We start from the raw sequence: 16,931 nt of genomic DNA, 5'->3' as shown, positions 1-16,931 counted from the left end.
CCACCTGCCACCGCAGTCGCTTCAGATCGACGCTGACCTTGGCCTGATCATCCTCCTCCTCCACCTTCCGGTCCGCGGGCACCACGGTGACCTCGTCCTTGTGCCGCACCACCAGGCGCTCACCGTCACCGGAGACGGCGTAGGAGTCCACCTTGTCCACGATGGTGGTGACCTTGCGGGTCTCGAAGGTCCACAGTTGCAGGGTGTCGGCAGCCGGCTCACCGGCCACCCCGGCACGGCGGCTACCCAGCACGCCAGCTTCCCCGGCCACGCTGATCCACACCACTCCGCCCTTGACGGCGCGCAGGTCCTTGTAGGTTCCCGAGGGCACCGGGAACGGGGTGATCCGCTCCTCGGCCCCGGCGGCGTCGAGGTCCGGGCTGGCTGCGGCGGGACCGACGCCCCGGTGACCTGCTCACGAGGGCCGGCTGCGCCGTCGTCGGCCTTCGTGCCCGCTCCCCCGGAACCGTCCCGCCCAGTCGCACCGGCCTGACCGGCCTTGGAGATGCGCCAGCCGTCGGCGCTCGGGCCGAACGGCGCCGGCTCGGTGGCCGCCAGGGGAATCAACCACGGCCGGGTGGAGCCGGTGAAGGACAGCGCGAACTCGTGGTTGTCATAGGCCGGGTCGAAGGTCCGGTCGGACAGGAACACCACGTACTTGCCGTCATCGCTGAAGACCGGGCTGTGATCGTGGAACCGGCCCGAGGTCAGCGCGTGCACCTGCCCGTCGCCGTGCAGGTCGACCAGGCGCAGCGCGTGCAGGCTGGCCTCATCGGCGGTGGGTACGGTCCACATCAGGTAGCGCCCGTCCGGGGAGAAGGTGGGCGAGGTGGCCTCGCCCTGCTCCGATCGCCCCACGTCGCGCACCGAGGCATCGGCGAGCGTGACCAGCCGGATCGCGCCGTCGTGGGAGATGACGGCGACGCGCTGCCCGTCCGGATCACTGGCCAGGTGCAGGACACGGCCCAGTTGCCCGGCGGCCAGACGTTGCGGGTCGGTGGTGCCGGTGAGGTCGCGAACCTCCAGGCAGTCCTCCCCCGTCGCGTCGCTGGCCATCACCGCCTTGCCGCTACCGCCCAGCAGTATCGGTTCACGCACGCGCACTCCCGCATCGGCGGCGATCGCCCGGGCCGGCCCCTCCCGGTGGCTTAGCCAGAAGGCGTTGCCCCGCCAGGCCACCAGGGAGGCGTCCCCGCCATGGTCGGGCACCAAGGCGTCGAGGTTCTTGGTGGGCTCGGCATCGAACGCCACCGGCGCTGCGCCCGGCAGCGCCAGGTTCACCCTGACCGGGTCACGATCCAGATCATCCAGTAGCCACACATCGCCCCGGCTGGACCACACAATGGAGGCGCCATCGGTGGCGGCGTCGCGCACGTAGCCCTCATCAGTCCCCTGATGGGTGATCTGGCGCGGTCGCCCCTGCCCGGGAGTATCCCAGGCCCACAGGTTCGCCTGCTCGTGGGCGGCATCGGGGAAGGTCGCGGCCATGTCGGAGACGAACAGCAACGTCTCGCCCCGCCACATCGGATCGGTCAGTGGCGCGGTCTCATCGGGCAGCAGACGGCGCCACTGCCCATCGCCGGTATCCAGCCACAGCCGGGCGGCGGTGCCGCCACGATAGCGCTTCCAGTGCGCGGCCGGACGACCGGCGGGGGTGCTGATCACCGCGGCACCGTCCGGGCGCAGCGCCACTGCCCCGGCCGGACCGTACCGCAGGCGCTCCACCCCGCCGTCCAGGTCCACCGCCTTGACCACCAGGTGGCGCATGTTCGCCTCACCGGCGTTGGAGGCCACCAGCACCCTGTCCTCACCGGTCCAGCCGAGCACCATGGTGTTGCTGCCGCCCCACCAGGTGAGCCGGCGTGCGCTGCCCCCGGCCAGGTCGATGACCATGACCTCCGGGTGCCCGTCCCGGTGGGAGACGAAGGCGATGTGGGACCCGTCCGGGGAGAACCGCGGCCGGCTCACCGGCACCCGGTCATTGGTCAGGCGCCAGGCCCGGCCACCACTGATACCACCCAGCCAGACATCGTCGGCAGCGACGAAGGTCAGTGAGTCGTGATGGACATGAGGGAATCTCAGATATGCCGAACCCATACCGTCAACGTAACCGCCTCCACGGGCCGTTGTCGCCGGCTTTACTGCATCGCGGGATAGCGCCACGAGTCGCCCCGCGGCATTGGACCTGTGGCATTGGACCCGCCGGGCTCAATCCGTTGCGCTCGGTTCCTGCTTCCGGGACGAGTGCGTCCCGCGCCACTGTCCCCGCTCGATCAGCACATCCTTGAGCACCTCGGGCCGGTCGGTGATGATCGCATCCACCCCGAGGTCCAGCAACGAATGCATGGTGGGTGCCTCATCGATCGTCCAGGCGTGTACCTGCAGGTTTCTGTCGCTTGGCCGCCCGCACCGTGCGGGGGGTCAGCACCCGCCTGCCCCGGTAGCGGATCGGTACCTGCAGGCAGAGCGCGCCGGAGCGGGCAGCCCTGGTGGCCGCCGGACCGACCCCGTAACCGATGCCCATCGACTCCCTCGGTGAGGTTGAGGTGGCCAGGTGGGGGCGCTCGCGCCGCACCAGGTTCAGCCGGGTGCTGCTGAAGGAGCCGATGAGGACGCGGTGGTAGGCCTGGAACTCATCGAGCACGCCGAGCATCGGCTCGAGCACGTCATCGGTCTTGACGTCGATGTTGAACCGGGTGTCCGGGAATGCCTCCAGCACCTCCGCGAGGGAGGGGATCGACTCCCCACCGAGCGTGCGCAGCGAGCGGATCTGCTCGCCGGACAACTCTCCGAACAGGCGCTCCTGCCCGACCACTCGCACCAGGTCGTCGTCGTGGAAGCAGAACGCCTCGCCGTCGGCGCTGGCGCGCACGTCGGTCTCGAGGTGTCGTAGCCCAGTTCCACCGCGTTGGCGAAAGCCTTGATCGTGTTCTCGTTGCCGGCATTCGGCGCATACCCGGCACCGCCCCGGTGGGCCATCGCCAGCGGTGGGTGGTCCAGGTACCGCCCACCGACCGGGGCAACCTGCCTCTGGCGGGGAGTCAACGGACGACGACGGCGCGGGGCGGCCGCGCTCACGGCTCCTCCACCCGGGCCGCGGCCAGGGCGCGCACGGCGTCGACGTGCTCAGTGAGGGAGCGGGTGCGGCCCGGGGGGCTCAGCGTGCTCCAGGCGATCGCACCACCGGCGTCGATCAACACACTCCCCCGCCCGGCGTGACCGGCCTCGTCGTCGAACGCGCCGTAGGCCTCGGCCACCTGGCCGTGCGGCCAGAAGTCCGAGAGCAGGGTGAGTCCGAAGCCCTCCTGGTCCCCCCACGCCCGCAGGCTGTGTAGGGGATCGCAGGAGATGGCCACCACCGCGGCGTCCAGTGCGGCGAAAGGTGTCCAGCTGCTCGTTCAGGCCGGTCAGTTCCTGGTGGCACAACCGGGAGAAGGCGAACGGGAAGAACACCAGCAGCACCGGGGCGCCGCGCAGAGCGGACAACTGCACCGGCGTGCCGTGGGTGTCCGGAAGTGTGAAGTCAGGGGCGACCCGGCCCGGAGCGGCGAGGTCGAAAGGATGAATCGTGGTCTTGGTCCTACTCACCACGGCACCATCTCACGATCAGCGGCCCCGGCTGCGCGTCACCAGCCGCATCCCGGTCCAGTCCGGCGCTGCCGAGATGGCACTGGTGGCGTGCAGCCCCGCGGTGGAGGCAGCCTCCTCCACGTCTGCCGGGGCCACGTGCCCGTCCCGGCCGGGCTTGGGTACCAGGACCCAGATCAGGGCCCCGTCCTCCAGGGTGGTCATCGCATCGAGGACCAGGTCGGTCAGATCAGCGGTGTCGCCGTCGTCCGCGCGCCACCACACGATGGCGGCATCGGTGACGTCGTCGTAGAGTTCATCGGCCAGTTCCGAGCCGATGACGGATTCCAGTTCCTGGCGCACACCGGTGTCGACGTCGTCGTCGTACCCGAACTCCTGCACCACCTGACCGGGGTTCACACCAAACCGGGAGCGTACGCTTCCCGTGGCCTCTCCCACGTTCCCTGCTCTCCTCTCCGTCCCCTCCCGGGGTTTCGACAGCGGTGCCGGGTGGCACCGTTCGCACCCCTGAGTGTAGGGGTCGCCGGTGTCGGTCAGGTCACATCCGGGTTCTGGCATGAGGCGCCACGCATCGCGCAACAATAGGATCGCAAGAGCACGCAGAACGTGTGGGCCTGGCCCGTACAGGCCAACCGAGCCCGTGCGCCGCAGCCCTGGCGTACGGAGAAATGAGTTTCCCGTGACTGCACGCAACACTTCCGGACCCTTGATCAACGGCATGCTGAGCCAGGTGCCGGACATCGATGCCGAGGAGACCGGGGAGTGGCTGGAATCCCTGGACGGCCTCATCGAGGACCGCGGCGGCCCGCGGGCCCGCTACATCCTGCTGAACCTGCTCAAGCGCGCCCGCGAGCATGGCCTGGCCATCCCCTCGGCCACCACCACCCCGTACATCAACACCATCGGGGTCGAGGACGAGCCGTACTTTCCCGGCGATGAGGTGGTCGAGCGTCGATATCGCTCCTACCTGCGCTGGAACTCGGCGGTGATGGTCACCCGCGCCCAGCGTCCCGGTATCGCCGTGGGCGGCCACATCTCCTCCTACGCCTCGGTGGCCACCCTGTACGAGGTGGGGTTGAACCACTTCTTCCGCGGCAAGGACCACCCCGGCGGCGGGGACCAGATCTACTTCCAGGGTCACGCCGCCCCCGGCATGTACGCCCGCGCCTTCCTCGAGGGCCGGATGGACGAGCACGGCCTGGACGGGTTCCGTCAGGAACTGTCCCATCCCGGCGGGGGCCTGCCCTCCTACCCCCACCCGCGGCATCAGCCCGACTTCTGGGAGTTCCCCACCGTCTCGATGGGGCTGGGCCCCGCCTCGGCGATCTACCAGGCGTGGGTGAACCGCTACACGCACCTGCGGGAGATCAAGGACACCTCCCAGCAGCACGTGTGGGCCTTCCTCGGCGATGGCGAGATGGACGAGCCGGAATCGCGTGGCATGCTGCAACTGGCCGCGAACCAGGGGCTGGACAACCTGACCTTCGTGATCAACTGCAACCTGCAGCGTCTTGATGGGCCGGTGCGCGGCAACGGCAAGATCATCCAGGAACTGGAGGCCTTCTTCCGGGGTGCCGGCTGGAACGTCATCAAGGTGGTCTGGGGCCGCGAGTGGGACTCGCTGCTGGAGGCTGACAAGGACCGCGCCCTGGTCAACCTGATGAACAACACCCCCGATGGTGACTACCAGACCTACCGGGCCGAGAACGGTGCGTTCATCCGCGAGCACTTCTTCGGCCGCGACCCGCGCACCAAGGCGTTGGTGGAGAACCTCTCCGATGACGACATCTGGGCGCTCAAGCGCGGCGGCCACGACTACCGCAAGCTCTACGCCGCCTACAGCGCTGCGGTGAACCACACCGGCCAGCCCACCGTGATCCTGGCCCACACCATCAAGGGGTACGGACTGGGCTCGGCGTTCGCCGCCCGTAACGCCACCCACCAGATGAAGCAACTGAAGGAGAACGACCTCAAGCTGCTCCGGGACTCCCTGCGGATCCCGATCACCGATGAGGAGATCGAGAAGGATCCGCACCTGCCCCCGTACTACCACCCCGGGATGGACGCACCCGAGATCGAGTACATGCTGGAGCGCCGCCGCCAACTGGGCGGCTTCCTGCCCGAGCGGCGCTCGAAGTACACCTCGGTGACCCTGCCCGGGGACAAGGCCTACGCACGTCTGGCCAAGGGCTCGGGCAACCAGGAGGTCGCCACCACGATGGCGCTGGTGCAGTTGTTCAAGGACCTGCTGCGGGACAAGGAGTTCGGTAAGCGGATCGTGCCGATCATCCCGGACGAGGCGCGCACGTTCGGCCTTGACTCGATCTTTCCCTCACTGAAGATCTTCAACACCGGCGGTCAGCACTACCTGTCCGTGGACCGGGACCTGCTGCTGTCCTACAAGGAGTCCGAGGCCGGCGGCCTGCTGCACACCGGCATCAACGAGGCCGGTTCGGCGGCGGCTTTCCAAGCCGTGGGCACCTCCTACGCTACCCATGGCGAGGTCATGGTGCCGTTCTACTTCTACTACTCCATGTTCGGGTTCCAGCGCACCGGTGACCAGTTCTGGGCCGCCGGGGACCAACTCACCCGCGGGTTCCTGATCGGGGCCACTGCCGGACGCACCACGCTGACCGGTGAGGGCCTGCAGCACGCCGACGGGCACTCCCCCATCCTGGCCTCGACCAACCCGGCGGTGGTCTCCTACGACCCGGCCTACGGGTACGAGATCCGGCACATCGTCCGGGACGGCCTGGAGCGGATGTACGGCGAGAGCGACGACCGCGACCCGGACGTCATCTACTACCTCACCGTCTACAACGAGCCCATGCTGCAGCCGGCCGAGCCGGAGGACGTGGACGTGGAGGGCATCCTCCGCGGTATCCACCGCCTGGCAGAGCCCGACGACGGCGACGGGCCCGAGGCGCAGATCCTCGCCTCGGGGGTGGCGGTGCCGTGGGCCCTGGAAGCCCGCCGGATCCTCGCCGAGGACTGGGGCGTGCGCGCCGGGGTGTGGTCGGTGACCAGTTGGACCGAGTTGCGGCGGGATGGGTTGGCCGCGGAACGTCAGGCATTCATCGACCCCGACGGGGAGCAGCCCACCCCCTACCTGGTGACCAAGCTCGACGGCACCGAGGGACCATTCGTGGGCGTGACCGACTACGACTTCCAGTTGCCCGACCAGATCCGGGCCTGGGTACCCAGGGACTACTGGACGCTGGGGGCCGATGGGTTCGGCTTCTCCGACACCCGCCCCGCAGTGCGCCGGCACTTCCTGATCGACACCGAGTCCATCGTGACCCGGACCCTGCAGGCGTTGGCAGCCCGGGGGGAGGTCGACGCCGACGCACCCAAGAAGGCGCTGGACAAGTACAACCTGCTGGACGTCACCGCCGGCTCCACCGGCACCGCAGGGGGCGACGCCTGAGGCATCATGTGCAGGGCCGGGACGGCTCGGCCGACACGGCGCAGGCCCCGGAACCTTGATGGTCCGGGGCCTGCTCCGCGCCTGTCCCCGCCGGCCCGGGGTGGTCAGTCCGTCCGCTCGGACCGCGCCTCGGCGGCGGCCACGAACGGCTCCAACTCAGCCACCACGGCAGTGGTACCGGGCTGCTCGGTGCCGTACTCGGCCAGATTGCGCAGGTGCTCCCGGGCGGCGGTGGCCCGCCCGGCGTCCAGGGCCGCCTGTACCACCTGGCGGCCCGCCTCGGGGCTCTGCTGGGCCGGGGACCAGTACCCGACCCCCAGCGACAGTGCCTCGGCGGGCAGATCCGCGCCCCGCAGCATCTTGATCCCCTCCTCGAGCGCACGCCCGCTCCGATCCCGCTCACACGCGGTCCCGAGTCTGCGCAGCGCGCCCTCATGATCATCCTCCAGGGACAGCCGGGCCAGCTCGATCAACGGGTACCAGGCCCGCGGGTTGCCAGCCAGTTCCTCCGCCAGCGCCCAGTGCGAGGCATCGCTGCGTGCCTGCACGTCAGCCTCGGCATGCGCGGCGATCAGCGGGTCCGGGTGCTCGGTGCTCTCGGTGCGCCGCCGCACGAGCTCGGCCAGCTGCGCGAAGGCCTCAAGGTCGTTCGGGTCGGCGTCCAACCGTTCCCGCAGCGCCCCCTCCTGTTCCACCACAGGCTCCCCCGGCGCAACTCCACCGCCACCCTTGCCGGTGCGTGTGGACGATCCACGCGCGCCCTTGCCGCGCAGGTAGTCGGACAGCCGATCGAGGATTCCCATGTAGTGGAGGATAACGGTGATGTCGTTTGTGGGCTTCCCACAAAGGCGGGTCGTATCCTCGCTGCATGCCCCGCGACCCGAAACCGACCATCGCTCCCGGTGCGACCGAACAGATGGTGCGCCGCCTACGCACCGGCTCGGACCTGCTCACCTCCGCCGCGATGCGCCGTCTCGATGCCGAGCTCACCTGGTACCGGGAACTGCAGGCCGAGGACCGCTCCTGGATCGGGCTGGTGGCCCAGTCCGGCATCGCCAACTTCATCTCCTGGTACGAGAATCCCGACTCCGGTTCCTACAACGCCGCAGAGATCTTCCGCGCCGCGCCGCCAGAACTGGCCCGGTCCATCTCCTTGCAGCACACCCTGCAGTTGGTGCGCATCGTGGTAGAGACGGTCGAGGAGCACGCGGAGCAACTCGCCCCCACCGGGCAGTTCCGCCAACTGCGTGAAGCCGTGCTGGTCTACTCCCGCGAGGTGGCCTTCTCCGCAGCCGATGTCTACGCCCGGGCGGCTGAGACCCGCGGGGCCTGGGATGCCCGGTTGGAGGCGCTGGTGGTGGACTCCCTGCTGCGCGGTGACCCCGATGACTCCCTGCACTCCCGTGTGGCTGCCCTCGGTTGGGCCGGTACCGGGAGCACCCTCGTGATGGTCGGGACCACCGACGGACCGGTCGACGACGTGCGGGCAGCGGACCTGCGTCGCGCGGCCCGACGTGCCGCCCAGGACGCACTGGTCGGTGTGCAGGGTGACCGGCTGATCGTGGTGCTGGGCGGGACCGGCAACCTTCGCGAGCAGGCCGGCACGCTGCTGGGCCGGTTCGGTCCGGGTCCGGTGGTGATAGGGCCGCTGGTGGGCGAACTCGCTGAGGCGGGACGCTCGGCCCGAGCCGCACTGTCCACGCTGCACGCGGTGCACGCCTGGCCGGGGGCGCCACGCCCGGTGATGGCCGACGAACTGCTCCCCGAGCGAGTCCTGATGGGTGATCCCGATGCGCACCGCACCCTGCTCACCGATGTCTACGCGCCGTTGCTGGGAGTGGGTGGCCCACTGCTGGAGACGTTGTCGACCTACTGAACGAGGGCCGGTCACTGGAGGCCACCGCCCGGCAGTTGTATGTTCACCCCAACACGGTGCGGTACCGGCTGCGGCGCATCAGCACGATCACCGGATGGGAACCCACCGACGCCCGGGAGGGGTTCGTGCTGCAGATCGCGATCGCGTTGGGGCGACTGGACGAAAGCAGCGGCGGAACCGCCCTGTCTGCCTAGCAGTCATCGGAGGCGTCCTTTCATGTACGAGGGTTAAACTCGTACAACGTGCGCTCCCATTTCAGTACACGTACATGTGCCACGCCCCACAGCAGGATGTGGCGCACACCACTGCGTCGGCGCACAGGTCCGCTAGGTTTGTCGCAATGCCACAAACACGACTGATGAGGTTGGTGCGTTCCATCGTCCGCACCACCGGGTCCGCGAGGGAAAGGTGTGAGAAGTGATCGCACTCCTGTGTCCTGGCCAAGGAGCCCAGAAGCCCGGCATGCTCACCCCCTGGGTGCAGACCGTGGTGACTGCGGACCTCCTGGCGGAGTTCAGCACCACCAGCAACGTGGATCTGGCGACGCTGGGGGGCACCGCCGATGCCGAGACCATCAAGGACACCGCGCTGGCGCAACCGCTGATCGTGGCCGCGTCCCTGCTGGCCCTGGAGCGGCTCACCCAGGCTCTGGGACCGGTGGCCCAGTGGGCCGATGCCGTGGCCGGTCACTCGGTCGGGGAGTTCGCGGCGGTGGCCGCTGCCGGCGTGCTCGAGCCCGCCGAAGCCGTCCGCCTGGTCGCCACCCGCGGGCGGGCGATGGCCGAGGCCGCTGCCCAACGGCCCACCGGGATGGCCGCGGTGGTGGGCGGGACGCCCGAGGACGTCAGCACCGCCCTGGTCGGCGCGGGACTGGTGGGAGCCAACATCAATGGCGGTGGGCAGGTCGTGGCAGCCGGCACCACCGAGGCGATCACGAAGCTGCAGCAGAGTCCTCCGGCCGGCGCGCGGGTGATTCCCCTTGCCGTCGCCGGGGCATTCCATACCGAGCACATGGCCGGCGCAACCGCACCGGTCGGCGCCGCCATCGCCGGACTCCGGCCCGAGGACCCCGAGATCACGCTGCTGTCCAACGCCGACGGGCAGCCGGTGACCGAGGGACGTAAGGTCCTTGCCCGCCTCGTCGCACAGATCACCGCCCCGGTGCGGTGGGACCTGTGCCAGGACTATCTGCGTGAGGCGGGGGTGCGCCTGGTGATCGAGCTGGCTCCCGGCGGTGTCCTCACCGGACTGGCCCGGCGCACCCTTCCCGGCGTGCAGACCGTGGCGATCAAGACCCCCGATGACATCGAGGCCGCCGTGGCCGCGGTGCAGTCCGTCAAGGAGAGCCGATGACCACGATGCTGCAGTCCGCGCCGGTGACCGCCACCCAGATCCTGGCCGTGGGCGGCGCCCGCGGCGACCGGGTGGTTCCGAACGAGGAGATCATCGGTCCGATCAACTCCTCCGACGAGTGGATCCGTCAGCGCACCGGCATCGCCTCGCGCGTCTACGCCAGCCAGAGCGTGCTGGAACTGGCCCACGAGGCTGCCCGGGACGTCCTGACCAAAGCGGGGATGAGTGGGGCCGACATCGACACCGTGCTGGTCTCCACCGTGACGCACTTCGAGCAGACCCCGTCCCTGGCCGCCCTGCTGGCCAGCCGGATCGGCGCCGCTCCCGCCCCCGCGTTCGACATCTCCGCGGCCTGCGCCGGGTACTGCTACGGCATCGCCCAGGCCGACGCCCTGGTGCGGGCCGGAACCGCCCGTCACGTGCTCGTGGTGGGAGTGGAGAAGATGAGCGACTTCATCGACCCCACCGACCGGACCATCTCCTTCCTGCTCGGCGACGGGGCGGGCGCAGCGATCGTGGGTCCCTCCGAGACCGCCAGGATCGGTCCGACGATCTGGGGCAGCGACGGCGGTCAGGCCTCGGCGATCTACCAGACCCACTCCTGGCTGGACTACCGGCGCGCCGAGATGGGTCAGGAGGTCCCCGAAACCGCTGAGACGGCCGAGGAGGTCTCCACCATGGAGAGCCCGACGCTGCGCCAGCAGGGGCCCACCGTGTTCAAGTGGGTGATCTCCACGATGCCCGGAATCGCTCGCCGGGCCGTGGAGGCCGCCGGGCTGGAACTGGCCGACATCGATGTGTTCGTGCCGCACCAGGCCAACATGCGCATCACCGACCAACTGCTGAAGTTGCTGAAATTGCGCGAGGACGTGGTGGTGGGGCGCGACATTGCCGACACCGGCAACACCTCCGCGGCCTCCATCCCGCTGGCCACCGAACGGCTGCTCCGCGAAGGCCGGGCCAAGAGCGGGGACGTCGCTCTGCAGATCGGTTTCGGTGCCGGCCTGGTATACGCCGCCCAGGTCGTGGTTCTACCCTGAGCAGCAGCGGCCGGAGCAACACCGGGCGCGGGTCCACACCGATCGGTGCGCACTGCACCAGACTTCATCACTGCACAACCAACGTCACACAACCGAGGTAGAAGAGAAACAATGGCGCACAGCGAAGAGGACATCCTGGCCGGTCTGGCCGAGATCGTGAACGAGGAGACCGGCCTGGACACCGACGCGGTGCAGCCGGACAAGTCCTTCACCGACGACCTCGACATCGACTCGCTGTCCATGATGACGATCGTCACCCTGGCTGAGGAGAAGTTCGAGGTCCGCATCCCCGACGAGGAGGTCAAGAACCTGACCACCGTCGGTGACGCGGTCAAGTACATCAGCGCCAACCAGGGCTGACCCGACCGGGTCTGACCCGGTGCAGGCCCTCCGGGGCCCGATCGGCACCACGCCGATGTCGCACCACCTCCGCCGGGCGCATCGATCCATGTGCGCCCGGCGGCAGCACCTCACAGTTCCAGATGAACCACCGGCAGCGTGAAGGGGAGTACCAGTGAGCGAGCAGACCGAGGTCGTCGTCACCGGATTGGGCGCCACCACCCCACTGGGCGGAGACGTACCCAGCACCTGGGAGGCGGCCCTGGCCGGACGATCCGGCGTGCGCACCCTCGAGCAGGACTGGGTCGGCGAACTGGAGTTGCCGGTCACCTTCGCGGGCCAACTGGCCGTCCCGGCCCAGGAGGTACTTCCCCGCCCGCAGATCCGGCGAATGGACCCCAGCGCGCAGTACGCCCTCATTGCGGCGCGGGAGGCATGGGCCGACGCCGGCACCCCCGACGTGCCCGGAGAGCGGCTCGGTACGGTCATCGCCTCCGGGATCGGTGGGGTGTGGACCCTGCTCAGCGCCTGGGACACCCTGAAGGATAAGGGTGTGCGCCGGGTGCTGCCGCTGACCGTGCCGATGCTGATGCCCAACTCCCCCGCCGCCTACGTCTCCTTGGAACTGGGCGCCCGGGCCGGCGCGCACACACCCCGTCTCTGCCTGCGCTTCCGGTGCCGAGGCGATCGGTTACGGGCTGAACATGATCCGCACGGGCCGGGCAGACGTCGTCGTCGTCGGTGGCACCGAGGCTGCCATCCCCCGCTGCCGATCGCGGCATTCGCCAAGATGCAGGCCCTCTCCACCCGTAACGACGATCCGGCAGGAGCCTCGCGCCCCTATGACACCGACCGGGACGGCTTCGTGCTCGGTGAGGGCGCCGGGGTGCTCGTGCTGGAGAGCGCCGAGCACGCCCGCGCCCGGGGGGCCAAGGTGTATGCGCGCATCGCCGGGGTCGGCATGACGGCCGATGCCTATGACATCGCTCCGCCCGACCCCACCGGCGCCGGGCAGGCACGCGCCACCGAACTCGGCCTGGCCGACGCCGATGTCCAAGCCGCCCAGGTGGTCCACGTCAACGCCCACGCCACCTCCACCCCAGCCGGGGACGGCGTCGAGGCCGCTGCCATCCGCCGCGTGCTTGGCGCCCACACCGACCATGTCGCCGTCTCCGGCACCAAGTCCATGACCGGGCACCTGCTCGGTGGCGCCGGCGCACTGGAGTCGATCTTCACGATCCTGGCGGTCAAGCACCGGCAGGACCGCCGACGATCAACATCAACGAAGTCGATCCCGGGATCGATATCGATGTGGTGCGCGACCACCCCCGCGGACTTCCCGCCGGTGACATCGCGGCGCTGAACAACGCCTTCGGCTTCGGCGGCCACAACGTCACCCTTGTGGTCACGTCGGTCTGAGCGCGGCCCCTGGTCAGCCGACCCGGTGCAGCCAGCGCACCGGCACACCGGCACCGGCATAGCGGAACGGCTCGAGCTCGTCGTCCCAGGCCTGCCCCAGGGCCAGATCCAGTTCCCGCCGGAGCGTCAGGGGATCGCCGATGTGAGCCACGGCAGCCCGGATCCGGTCCTCGGGGACAACCACGTTGCCGTGCACATCCGTCTGGGCATGGAAGATGCCCAGGTCGGGGGTGTGGCTCCAGCGGGCGCCATCGGAGCCCCGGGAAGCCTCCTCGGTGACCTCATAGCGCAGGTGGGTCCACCCGCGCAGCGCTGAGGCCAGCCGTGCTCCACTGCCGGCCGGACCGGTCCACGACAACTCGGCCCGGAGCAGACCCGGTGCCGCGGGCTGTTCGGTCCAGTTGAACGTGGCTCGGATATCCAGCACCGACCCGGCGGCCCACTCGATATGCGGGCACAACGCGCGCGGTGCAGAGTGCACGAAAAGGACACCGCGGGTGTTGACACCTGACATGTTGGTCCCTCCATCCGGTCGAGATACGTCTTCCCCAACGCTCTCGGAGCCTTCCGGTTGAACCCGCATCGCGGCTTCGTGGTTCCTATCATGCCCCATCCGGACCGATTTGTGCACCTTTGGGGCGTTTCGATCCCCGCTGAAGCCCTGCTGCGGCCTCAGGAGATGCGGCTGCGCACCTGGCGCATCGCCTCCTTACGCACCTCCGGGTCCAGGCGCTGCAGGAAGATCATGCCCCGCAGATGGTCCACCTCGTGCTGCAGGGCGCGCGCCATCAGACCCTCACCCTCCAGGATCACCTCATTGCCCTCCAGATCCACCCCGACCACCTTCGCGTAAGCGGCTCTGGTCGTCGGGAAGTACAGTCCGGGAACGGACAGGCAGCCCTCGTCCCCGTGCTGGGTCTGGGTGGAGGTCTCGACCAGTTCGGGATTGAGAACGTACCCGACCTCGCCGTCGATGTGCCAGGAGAAGGCTTGCAGCCCCACCCCGATCTGGTTCGCGGCCACGCCGGCGCGGTCGTCGCTGTGCACGGTGTCCAGCAGGTCCTGGACCAGCCCGCGCACCCGCTCGTCCATGACCTTGACCGGATCACACGGGCTGCGCAGCACGGGGTCGGGATAGATGCGGATCGTGCGTCTCATCGTGTCGTCCTTATTCGTGCGCCCGCCGGGCCCGGCGTGATGCCGTGCCCAGCGGGATGCTACGTGTCGCCGAACCCCGAGATGCGATACCCCCGGGTTGCTGCTCGGTCGGAGTGGGTCAGTAGCCCCACAGGTAGGGCACGGCCTCGCCGGTGAAGTCGAAGAGTTCCTCCCAGACGATGTAACTGCCGTCGCTGGGCACGTCGAGGATGACCGTTCCGGTGTAGGTCTCGTTCGCCGACATCTCCGACTCGATCATGTCCGGGTTGTCGCAGAGCAGGCCCATGAACGGGTTCACTTCGTCCATGGTGTTCTGATCGGAGTCGGCGATGCCGAAGTTGATCGGCGAGAAGTCGTAGGGTTCGTCGAGATCATAGGTGGTGACCTCCACGGCGAACTCGATGTACCCGTCGAGTTCGGGCTCGGTGCAGAAGAACGCGCCGGACTCCGCTTCCCACTCCTCCACGCTCAGCACCGCCAGGGTCACCTCCGGGTCGGACTCGGTGCCCTGGATCACCGCGGCCTCACCCAACTCCAGGACCACGGCTTCGCCGTCGTCGGGGCCGACGGGACCGTTGTCGTCGGTGGGGTCATCGGTTGGTTCGTCGGTTGGTTCGTCGGTGGGGTCGTCGGTTGGGTCGTCGGTCGGTTCCTCGGTTTCGTCCGGGTCCTCGGTCGGCTCCTCCGTGGGGTCGGGAGCGGAGGTGGTCGGAATCTCCTCCGGGTCGTCATCACCGCCGAACAGGGCGATCCCGCCCCAGATCAGCAGACCGAGCACCAGGACGCCCACGACGATGGCCGCGATGAGGATCCCGGTGTTGCTCTTCCTGCCCTCCCCCGGCGCGCCCTGCCCTGGTGCTGCGCCACCGGGGTATCCCCCCTGCGGGCCACCCGGGTAGCCGCCCTGCGCCCCTGGGTAGCCACCCTGCTGGTAGTCGGGCTGTCCCTGCCCGTGGGAGGGCTGGCCCGACCGCAGGAATCCGGTGTCGTAAGGCGACTCCCCCGGCTGGTCCAGATGGCCGCTGGGCTGGTACTGGTACGAGGCAGTCGCCCCGGCCCCGGCACCCGCGGCACCAGCCGGCGGCTGCTGCCCGGGAACGTGCTGCTGCCCGCCATAGTCCGGCTGTCCGGAGTAGGGCGGGACACCTGCTCCGGCACCGGACCCGGTTCCAAAGGCCTGCGTCGTCGAGCCTTGGTCACCGAACGCCTGTGTCGGTGCGTCGGAGCCGGCGTGCGGCTCGGGTGCGCCGGGTTGAGAGGTCTCTTCTGGCGCCGCGCCGGCCCCGGGTGCCCCTGCGGCACCGGAGGCCGCGCCCGCTTCGGTGGCGCCGGGATCGGGCAACCAGAACTCCCAACCCTCGGGTGCCGGTGGCCAGGAGGGGTCGGGCTGCCAGCCCGGTGGTGGGCTCCAGCCTTCTGGGGGCGGTGGCCAGCCTGGTGGAGAGTTGTAGCGGTAGCCCACTGGGCGCTCCTCGTTCATGTCGATGATCGGCGCCGTTTCCCCTAGCGCCCGCCTACCGGGCCCATCCTACGGGGAACGGGGGCAGTAGCAGGGCGTTCGCGAGGCGAACTCAATGTCCCGGTTGTTGCCCGGTCAGACCGTGGTCCCGGGTGTCCTCCCCGTAGTGGTGCGAGGGTGGCAAACGCGACGGACGGACGGGGATGCCGGCCGGGTCCGCACCATCCGCTACCTCCTCGCCCACGACCCCCGGGACGCGAGCCTGGAACGCAGAAACCCCCGCCAGGTTGCACCCAGCGGAGGTTATGGGCTCCCTCGGTTGGACTCGAACCAACAACCGTCCGATTAACAGTCGGATGCTCTGCCTATTGAGCTACGAGGGATCGTATTGGCCCAGACGACTTTAGCACCGTTCGCCCGGTGCTCGCCGCCTCGGGTACGTGGGCCCGGCCACATCGATGGGGTCCGGTCACCCGCGGCTACCCGGCCACATCGATGGGGTCCGGTCACCCGCGGCTATTGGGGCAGACCCACTTGAGCGCGCACCCGGCCCTCCATCGCCCGGACCCGTTGGTCCAGGTCCTCACCGCGGTGCACCCGACCGCTGACGCTGACCTGGGAGAACAACTGCCCTTCCGCGTCACGACGGATCGCGCCGCGCAACGTTCCTCCACCTGGTAGCCGCTCGACCTCGGCGTGCACGAGGGAGGCCTCCACCTCGCCGCGCAGATGTCGGCCAGTTCGCGGTCATCGTGGACCAGTTGCAACTCCACCGGTTCGTGGCCATCCACCCAGGTCAGTTGGATCCGGTTGCCGTCGCTGCTCCATTCCCCGCGGTCCACGGTGTGCCAGGCCCGCTCGAAGTCCCCCGAGCCGGTCCCGATCACGACGACGGCCGCCGGGGTGAGCACCAGCCAGCCGCCCCCACGCAGTTGCGCAGCGGCCAGCACCTCACCACGGACCAGCCCGGCCATCTCAGCGGGAAGTCTGGTCTTTTTCCCTCGCCCGAACCTCATGTGCCGACCGTACCCGTCTCTCGCGCGCAATGCACCGGACCGCCTCTGGCGACGATAGGCTGGGTGACCGCGCCCCAGTAGCTCAGCTGGTCAGAGCAGCGGACTCATAATCCGTCGGTCGCGGGTTCAAGCCCCGCCTGGGGCACCATCGAGGCTCGCCATCGCGCCCGGCGCCCCGTCCGAACCCGCCCGAACCAACCGATTGGACGGTCCGGCGGCATGGTGCGGGGTGCACGACAGCCGTGCGGGGCAGGCT

Annotated in this window: 15 protein-coding genes, 2 tRNA genes and 2 pseudogenes; 7 read left to right on the top strand and 12 right to left on the bottom strand. The window is 69.3% G+C overall.

From position 1 onward, the window contains the following. Positions 1-21 precede the first annotated feature (21 nt). The 6 genes and pseudogenes from ACRRRO_RS16610 to ACRRRO_RS16585 all read right to left on the bottom strand — a co-directional run bounded on the left by ACRRRO_RS16610 (position 22) and on the right by ACRRRO_RS16585 (position 3,987). Entirely contained in the window at positions 22-2,097 is a 2,076-nt protein-coding gene (locus ACRRRO_RS16610; RefSeq protein ID WP_434080605.1) for a hypothetical protein, read from the bottom strand. A 111-nt stretch (positions 2,098-2,208) separates the two neighbouring features. Next, positions 2,209-2,346 carry a hypothetical protein gene (locus tag ACRRRO_RS16605; protein WP_434080604.1) on the bottom strand — a complete coding sequence of 46 codons (138 nt, stop codon included), beginning with the start codon at positions 2,344-2,346 and terminating at the stop codon, positions 2,209-2,211. 10 nt (positions 2,347-2,356) lie between these two features. Continuing rightward, positions 2,357-3,130 carry a glycerophosphodiester phosphodiesterase family protein gene (locus ACRRRO_RS16600; RefSeq protein WP_434081598.1) on the bottom strand — a complete coding sequence of 258 codons (774 nt, stop codon included), beginning with the start codon at positions 3,128-3,130 and terminating at the stop codon, positions 2,357-2,359. Beyond that, complete coding sequence (locus ACRRRO_RS16595; RefSeq protein ID WP_434080603.1) at positions 3,075-3,359, bottom strand: redoxin domain-containing protein; 285 nt, start codon at positions 3,357-3,359, stop codon at positions 3,075-3,077. The genes ACRRRO_RS16600 and ACRRRO_RS16595 overlap by 56 nt, the downstream gene beginning before the upstream one ends. A gap of 88 nt (positions 3,360-3,447) precedes the next feature. After that, positions 3,448-3,492 (bottom strand): annotated as a pseudogene (locus tag ACRRRO_RS16590) (hypothetical protein); the annotation flags it as partial. Between the two features lie 114 nt (positions 3,493-3,606). Beyond that, positions 3,607-3,987 (bottom strand): DUF3052 domain-containing protein, encoded by a 381-nt coding sequence (locus ACRRRO_RS16585; RefSeq protein WP_424796009.1) that lies wholly within the window; start codon positions 3,985-3,987, stop codon positions 3,607-3,609. A gap of 319 nt (positions 3,988-4,306) precedes the next feature. Between ACRRRO_RS16585 and aceE the strand changes: the two genes are divergently transcribed. Then, entirely contained in the window at positions 4,307-7,015 is a 2,709-nt protein-coding gene (aceE, locus tag ACRRRO_RS16580; RefSeq protein ID WP_424796332.1) for a pyruvate dehydrogenase (acetyl-transferring), homodimeric type, read from the top strand. Between the two features lie 104 nt (positions 7,016-7,119). Here aceE and ACRRRO_RS16575 read toward each other — a convergent pair whose 3' ends face one another. Further along, positions 7,120-7,818, bottom strand: a complete 699-nt coding sequence (locus ACRRRO_RS16575) for a hypothetical protein (RefSeq protein WP_424786137.1) — start codon at positions 7,816-7,818, stop codon at positions 7,120-7,122. Between the two features lie 65 nt (positions 7,819-7,883). On the opposite strand from ACRRRO_RS16575, the pseudogene ACRRRO_RS16570 reads away from it, so the two are divergent. The 5 genes and pseudogenes from ACRRRO_RS16570 to ACRRRO_RS16550 all read left to right on the top strand — a co-directional run bounded on the left by ACRRRO_RS16570 (position 7,884) and on the right by ACRRRO_RS16550 (position 12,986). After that, positions 7,884-9,085: pseudogene (locus ACRRRO_RS16570) on the top strand (PucR family transcriptional regulator). Positions 9,086-9,308: 223 nt separating this feature from the next. Beyond that, positions 9,309-10,244 (top strand): ACP S-malonyltransferase, encoded by a 936-nt coding sequence (locus ACRRRO_RS16565; protein ID WP_424796008.1) that lies wholly within the window; start codon positions 9,309-9,311, stop codon positions 10,242-10,244. Beyond that, positions 10,241-11,284 (top strand): beta-ketoacyl-ACP synthase III, encoded by a 1,044-nt coding sequence (locus ACRRRO_RS16560; protein WP_424786140.1) that lies wholly within the window; start codon positions 10,241-10,243, stop codon positions 11,282-11,284. The genes ACRRRO_RS16565 and ACRRRO_RS16560 overlap by 4 nt, the downstream gene beginning before the upstream one ends. 111 nt (positions 11,285-11,395) lie before the next feature. After that, the gene (locus ACRRRO_RS16555; protein ID WP_424786141.1) at positions 11,396-11,644 is read left to right on the top strand and encodes an acyl carrier protein; all 249 of its coding nucleotides are present in this window, start codon (positions 11,396-11,398) and stop codon (positions 11,642-11,644) included. Between the two features lie 154 nt (positions 11,645-11,798). Continuing rightward, a complete protein-coding gene (locus tag ACRRRO_RS16550) occupies positions 11,799-12,986 on the top strand; it encodes a beta-ketoacyl-[acyl-carrier-protein] synthase family protein (RefSeq protein WP_434080602.1) in 1,188 nt (395 codons plus the stop codon). Between the two features lie 69 nt (positions 12,987-13,055). Here ACRRRO_RS16550 and ACRRRO_RS16545 read toward each other — a convergent pair whose 3' ends face one another. The 5 genes from ACRRRO_RS16545 to ACRRRO_RS16525 all read right to left on the bottom strand — a co-directional run bounded on the left by ACRRRO_RS16545 (position 13,056) and on the right by ACRRRO_RS16525 (position 16,675). Next, positions 13,056-13,556 (bottom strand): DUF3145 domain-containing protein, encoded by a 501-nt coding sequence (locus ACRRRO_RS16545; protein WP_424786143.1) that lies wholly within the window; start codon positions 13,554-13,556, stop codon positions 13,056-13,058. Between the two features lie 158 nt (positions 13,557-13,714). Beyond that, positions 13,715-14,200: a peptide deformylase gene (gene def, locus ACRRRO_RS16540; RefSeq protein WP_424796006.1), complete on the bottom strand. Its 486-nt coding sequence runs from the start codon at positions 14,198-14,200 to the stop codon at positions 13,715-13,717. 118 nt (positions 14,201-14,318) lie between these two features. Next, complete coding sequence (locus ACRRRO_RS16535; protein ID WP_434080601.1) at positions 14,319-15,680, bottom strand: hypothetical protein; 1,362 nt, start codon at positions 15,678-15,680, stop codon at positions 14,319-14,321. A gap of 289 nt (positions 15,681-15,969) precedes the next feature. Next, positions 15,970-16,042, bottom strand: a tRNA-Asn gene (locus tag ACRRRO_RS16530). A 123-nt stretch (positions 16,043-16,165) separates the two neighbouring features. After that, positions 16,166-16,675, bottom strand: coding sequence for a hypothetical protein (locus tag ACRRRO_RS16525; protein WP_434080600.1), 510 nt, complete (start codon positions 16,673-16,675; stop codon positions 16,166-16,168). 71 nt (positions 16,676-16,746) lie between these two features. Here ACRRRO_RS16525 and ACRRRO_RS16520 point away from each other — a divergent pair. Continuing rightward, positions 16,747-16,823, top strand: a tRNA-Ile gene (locus tag ACRRRO_RS16520). Positions 16,824-16,931 lie beyond the last annotated feature (108 nt).

Source organism: Sanguibacter sp. Z1732, from assembly GCF_051020515.1.
GTDB lineage: Bacteria > Actinomycetota > Actinomycetes > Actinomycetales > Beutenbergiaceae > CALKWS01.
This window is presented reverse-complemented; position numbering and strand designations above follow the sequence as displayed.

Bases quoted from the DNA above. Each gene is read 5' to 3' on its own strand.
- ACRRRO_RS16605 (WP_434080604.1), bottom strand. From the start codon at position 2,346: ATGCATTCGTTGCTGGACCTCGGGGTGGATGCGATCATCACCGACCGG.
- ACRRRO_RS16560 (WP_424786140.1), top strand. From the start codon at position 10,241: ATGACCACGATGCTGCAGTCCGCGCCGGTGACCGCCACCCAGATCCTG.
- def (WP_424796006.1), bottom strand. From the start codon at position 14,200: ATGAGACGCACGATCCGCATCTATCCCGACCCCGTGCTGCGCAGCCCG.
- ACRRRO_RS16575 (WP_424786137.1), bottom strand. From the start codon at position 7,818: ATGGGAATCCTCGATCGGCTGTCCGACTACCTGCGCGGCAAGGGCGCG.
- ACRRRO_RS16555 (WP_424786141.1), top strand. From the start codon at position 11,396: ATGGCGCACAGCGAAGAGGACATCCTGGCCGGTCTGGCCGAGATCGTG.
- ACRRRO_RS16610 (WP_434080605.1), bottom strand. From the start codon at position 2,097: ATGGGTTCGGCATATCTGAGATTCCCTCATGTCCATCACGACTCACTG.
- ACRRRO_RS16545 (WP_424786143.1), bottom strand. From the start codon at position 13,556: ATGTCAGGTGTCAACACCCGCGGTGTCCTTTTCGTGCACTCTGCACCG.
- aceE (WP_424796332.1), top strand. From the start codon at position 4,307: ATGCTGAGCCAGGTGCCGGACATCGATGCCGAGGAGACCGGGGAGTGG.
- ACRRRO_RS16525 (WP_434080600.1), bottom strand. From the start codon at position 16,675: ATGAGGTTCGGGCGAGGGAAAAAGACCAGACTTCCCGCTGAGATGGCC.
- ACRRRO_RS16535 (WP_434080601.1), bottom strand. From the start codon at position 15,680: ATGAACGAGGAGCGCCCAGTGGGCTACCGCTACAACTCTCCACCAGGC.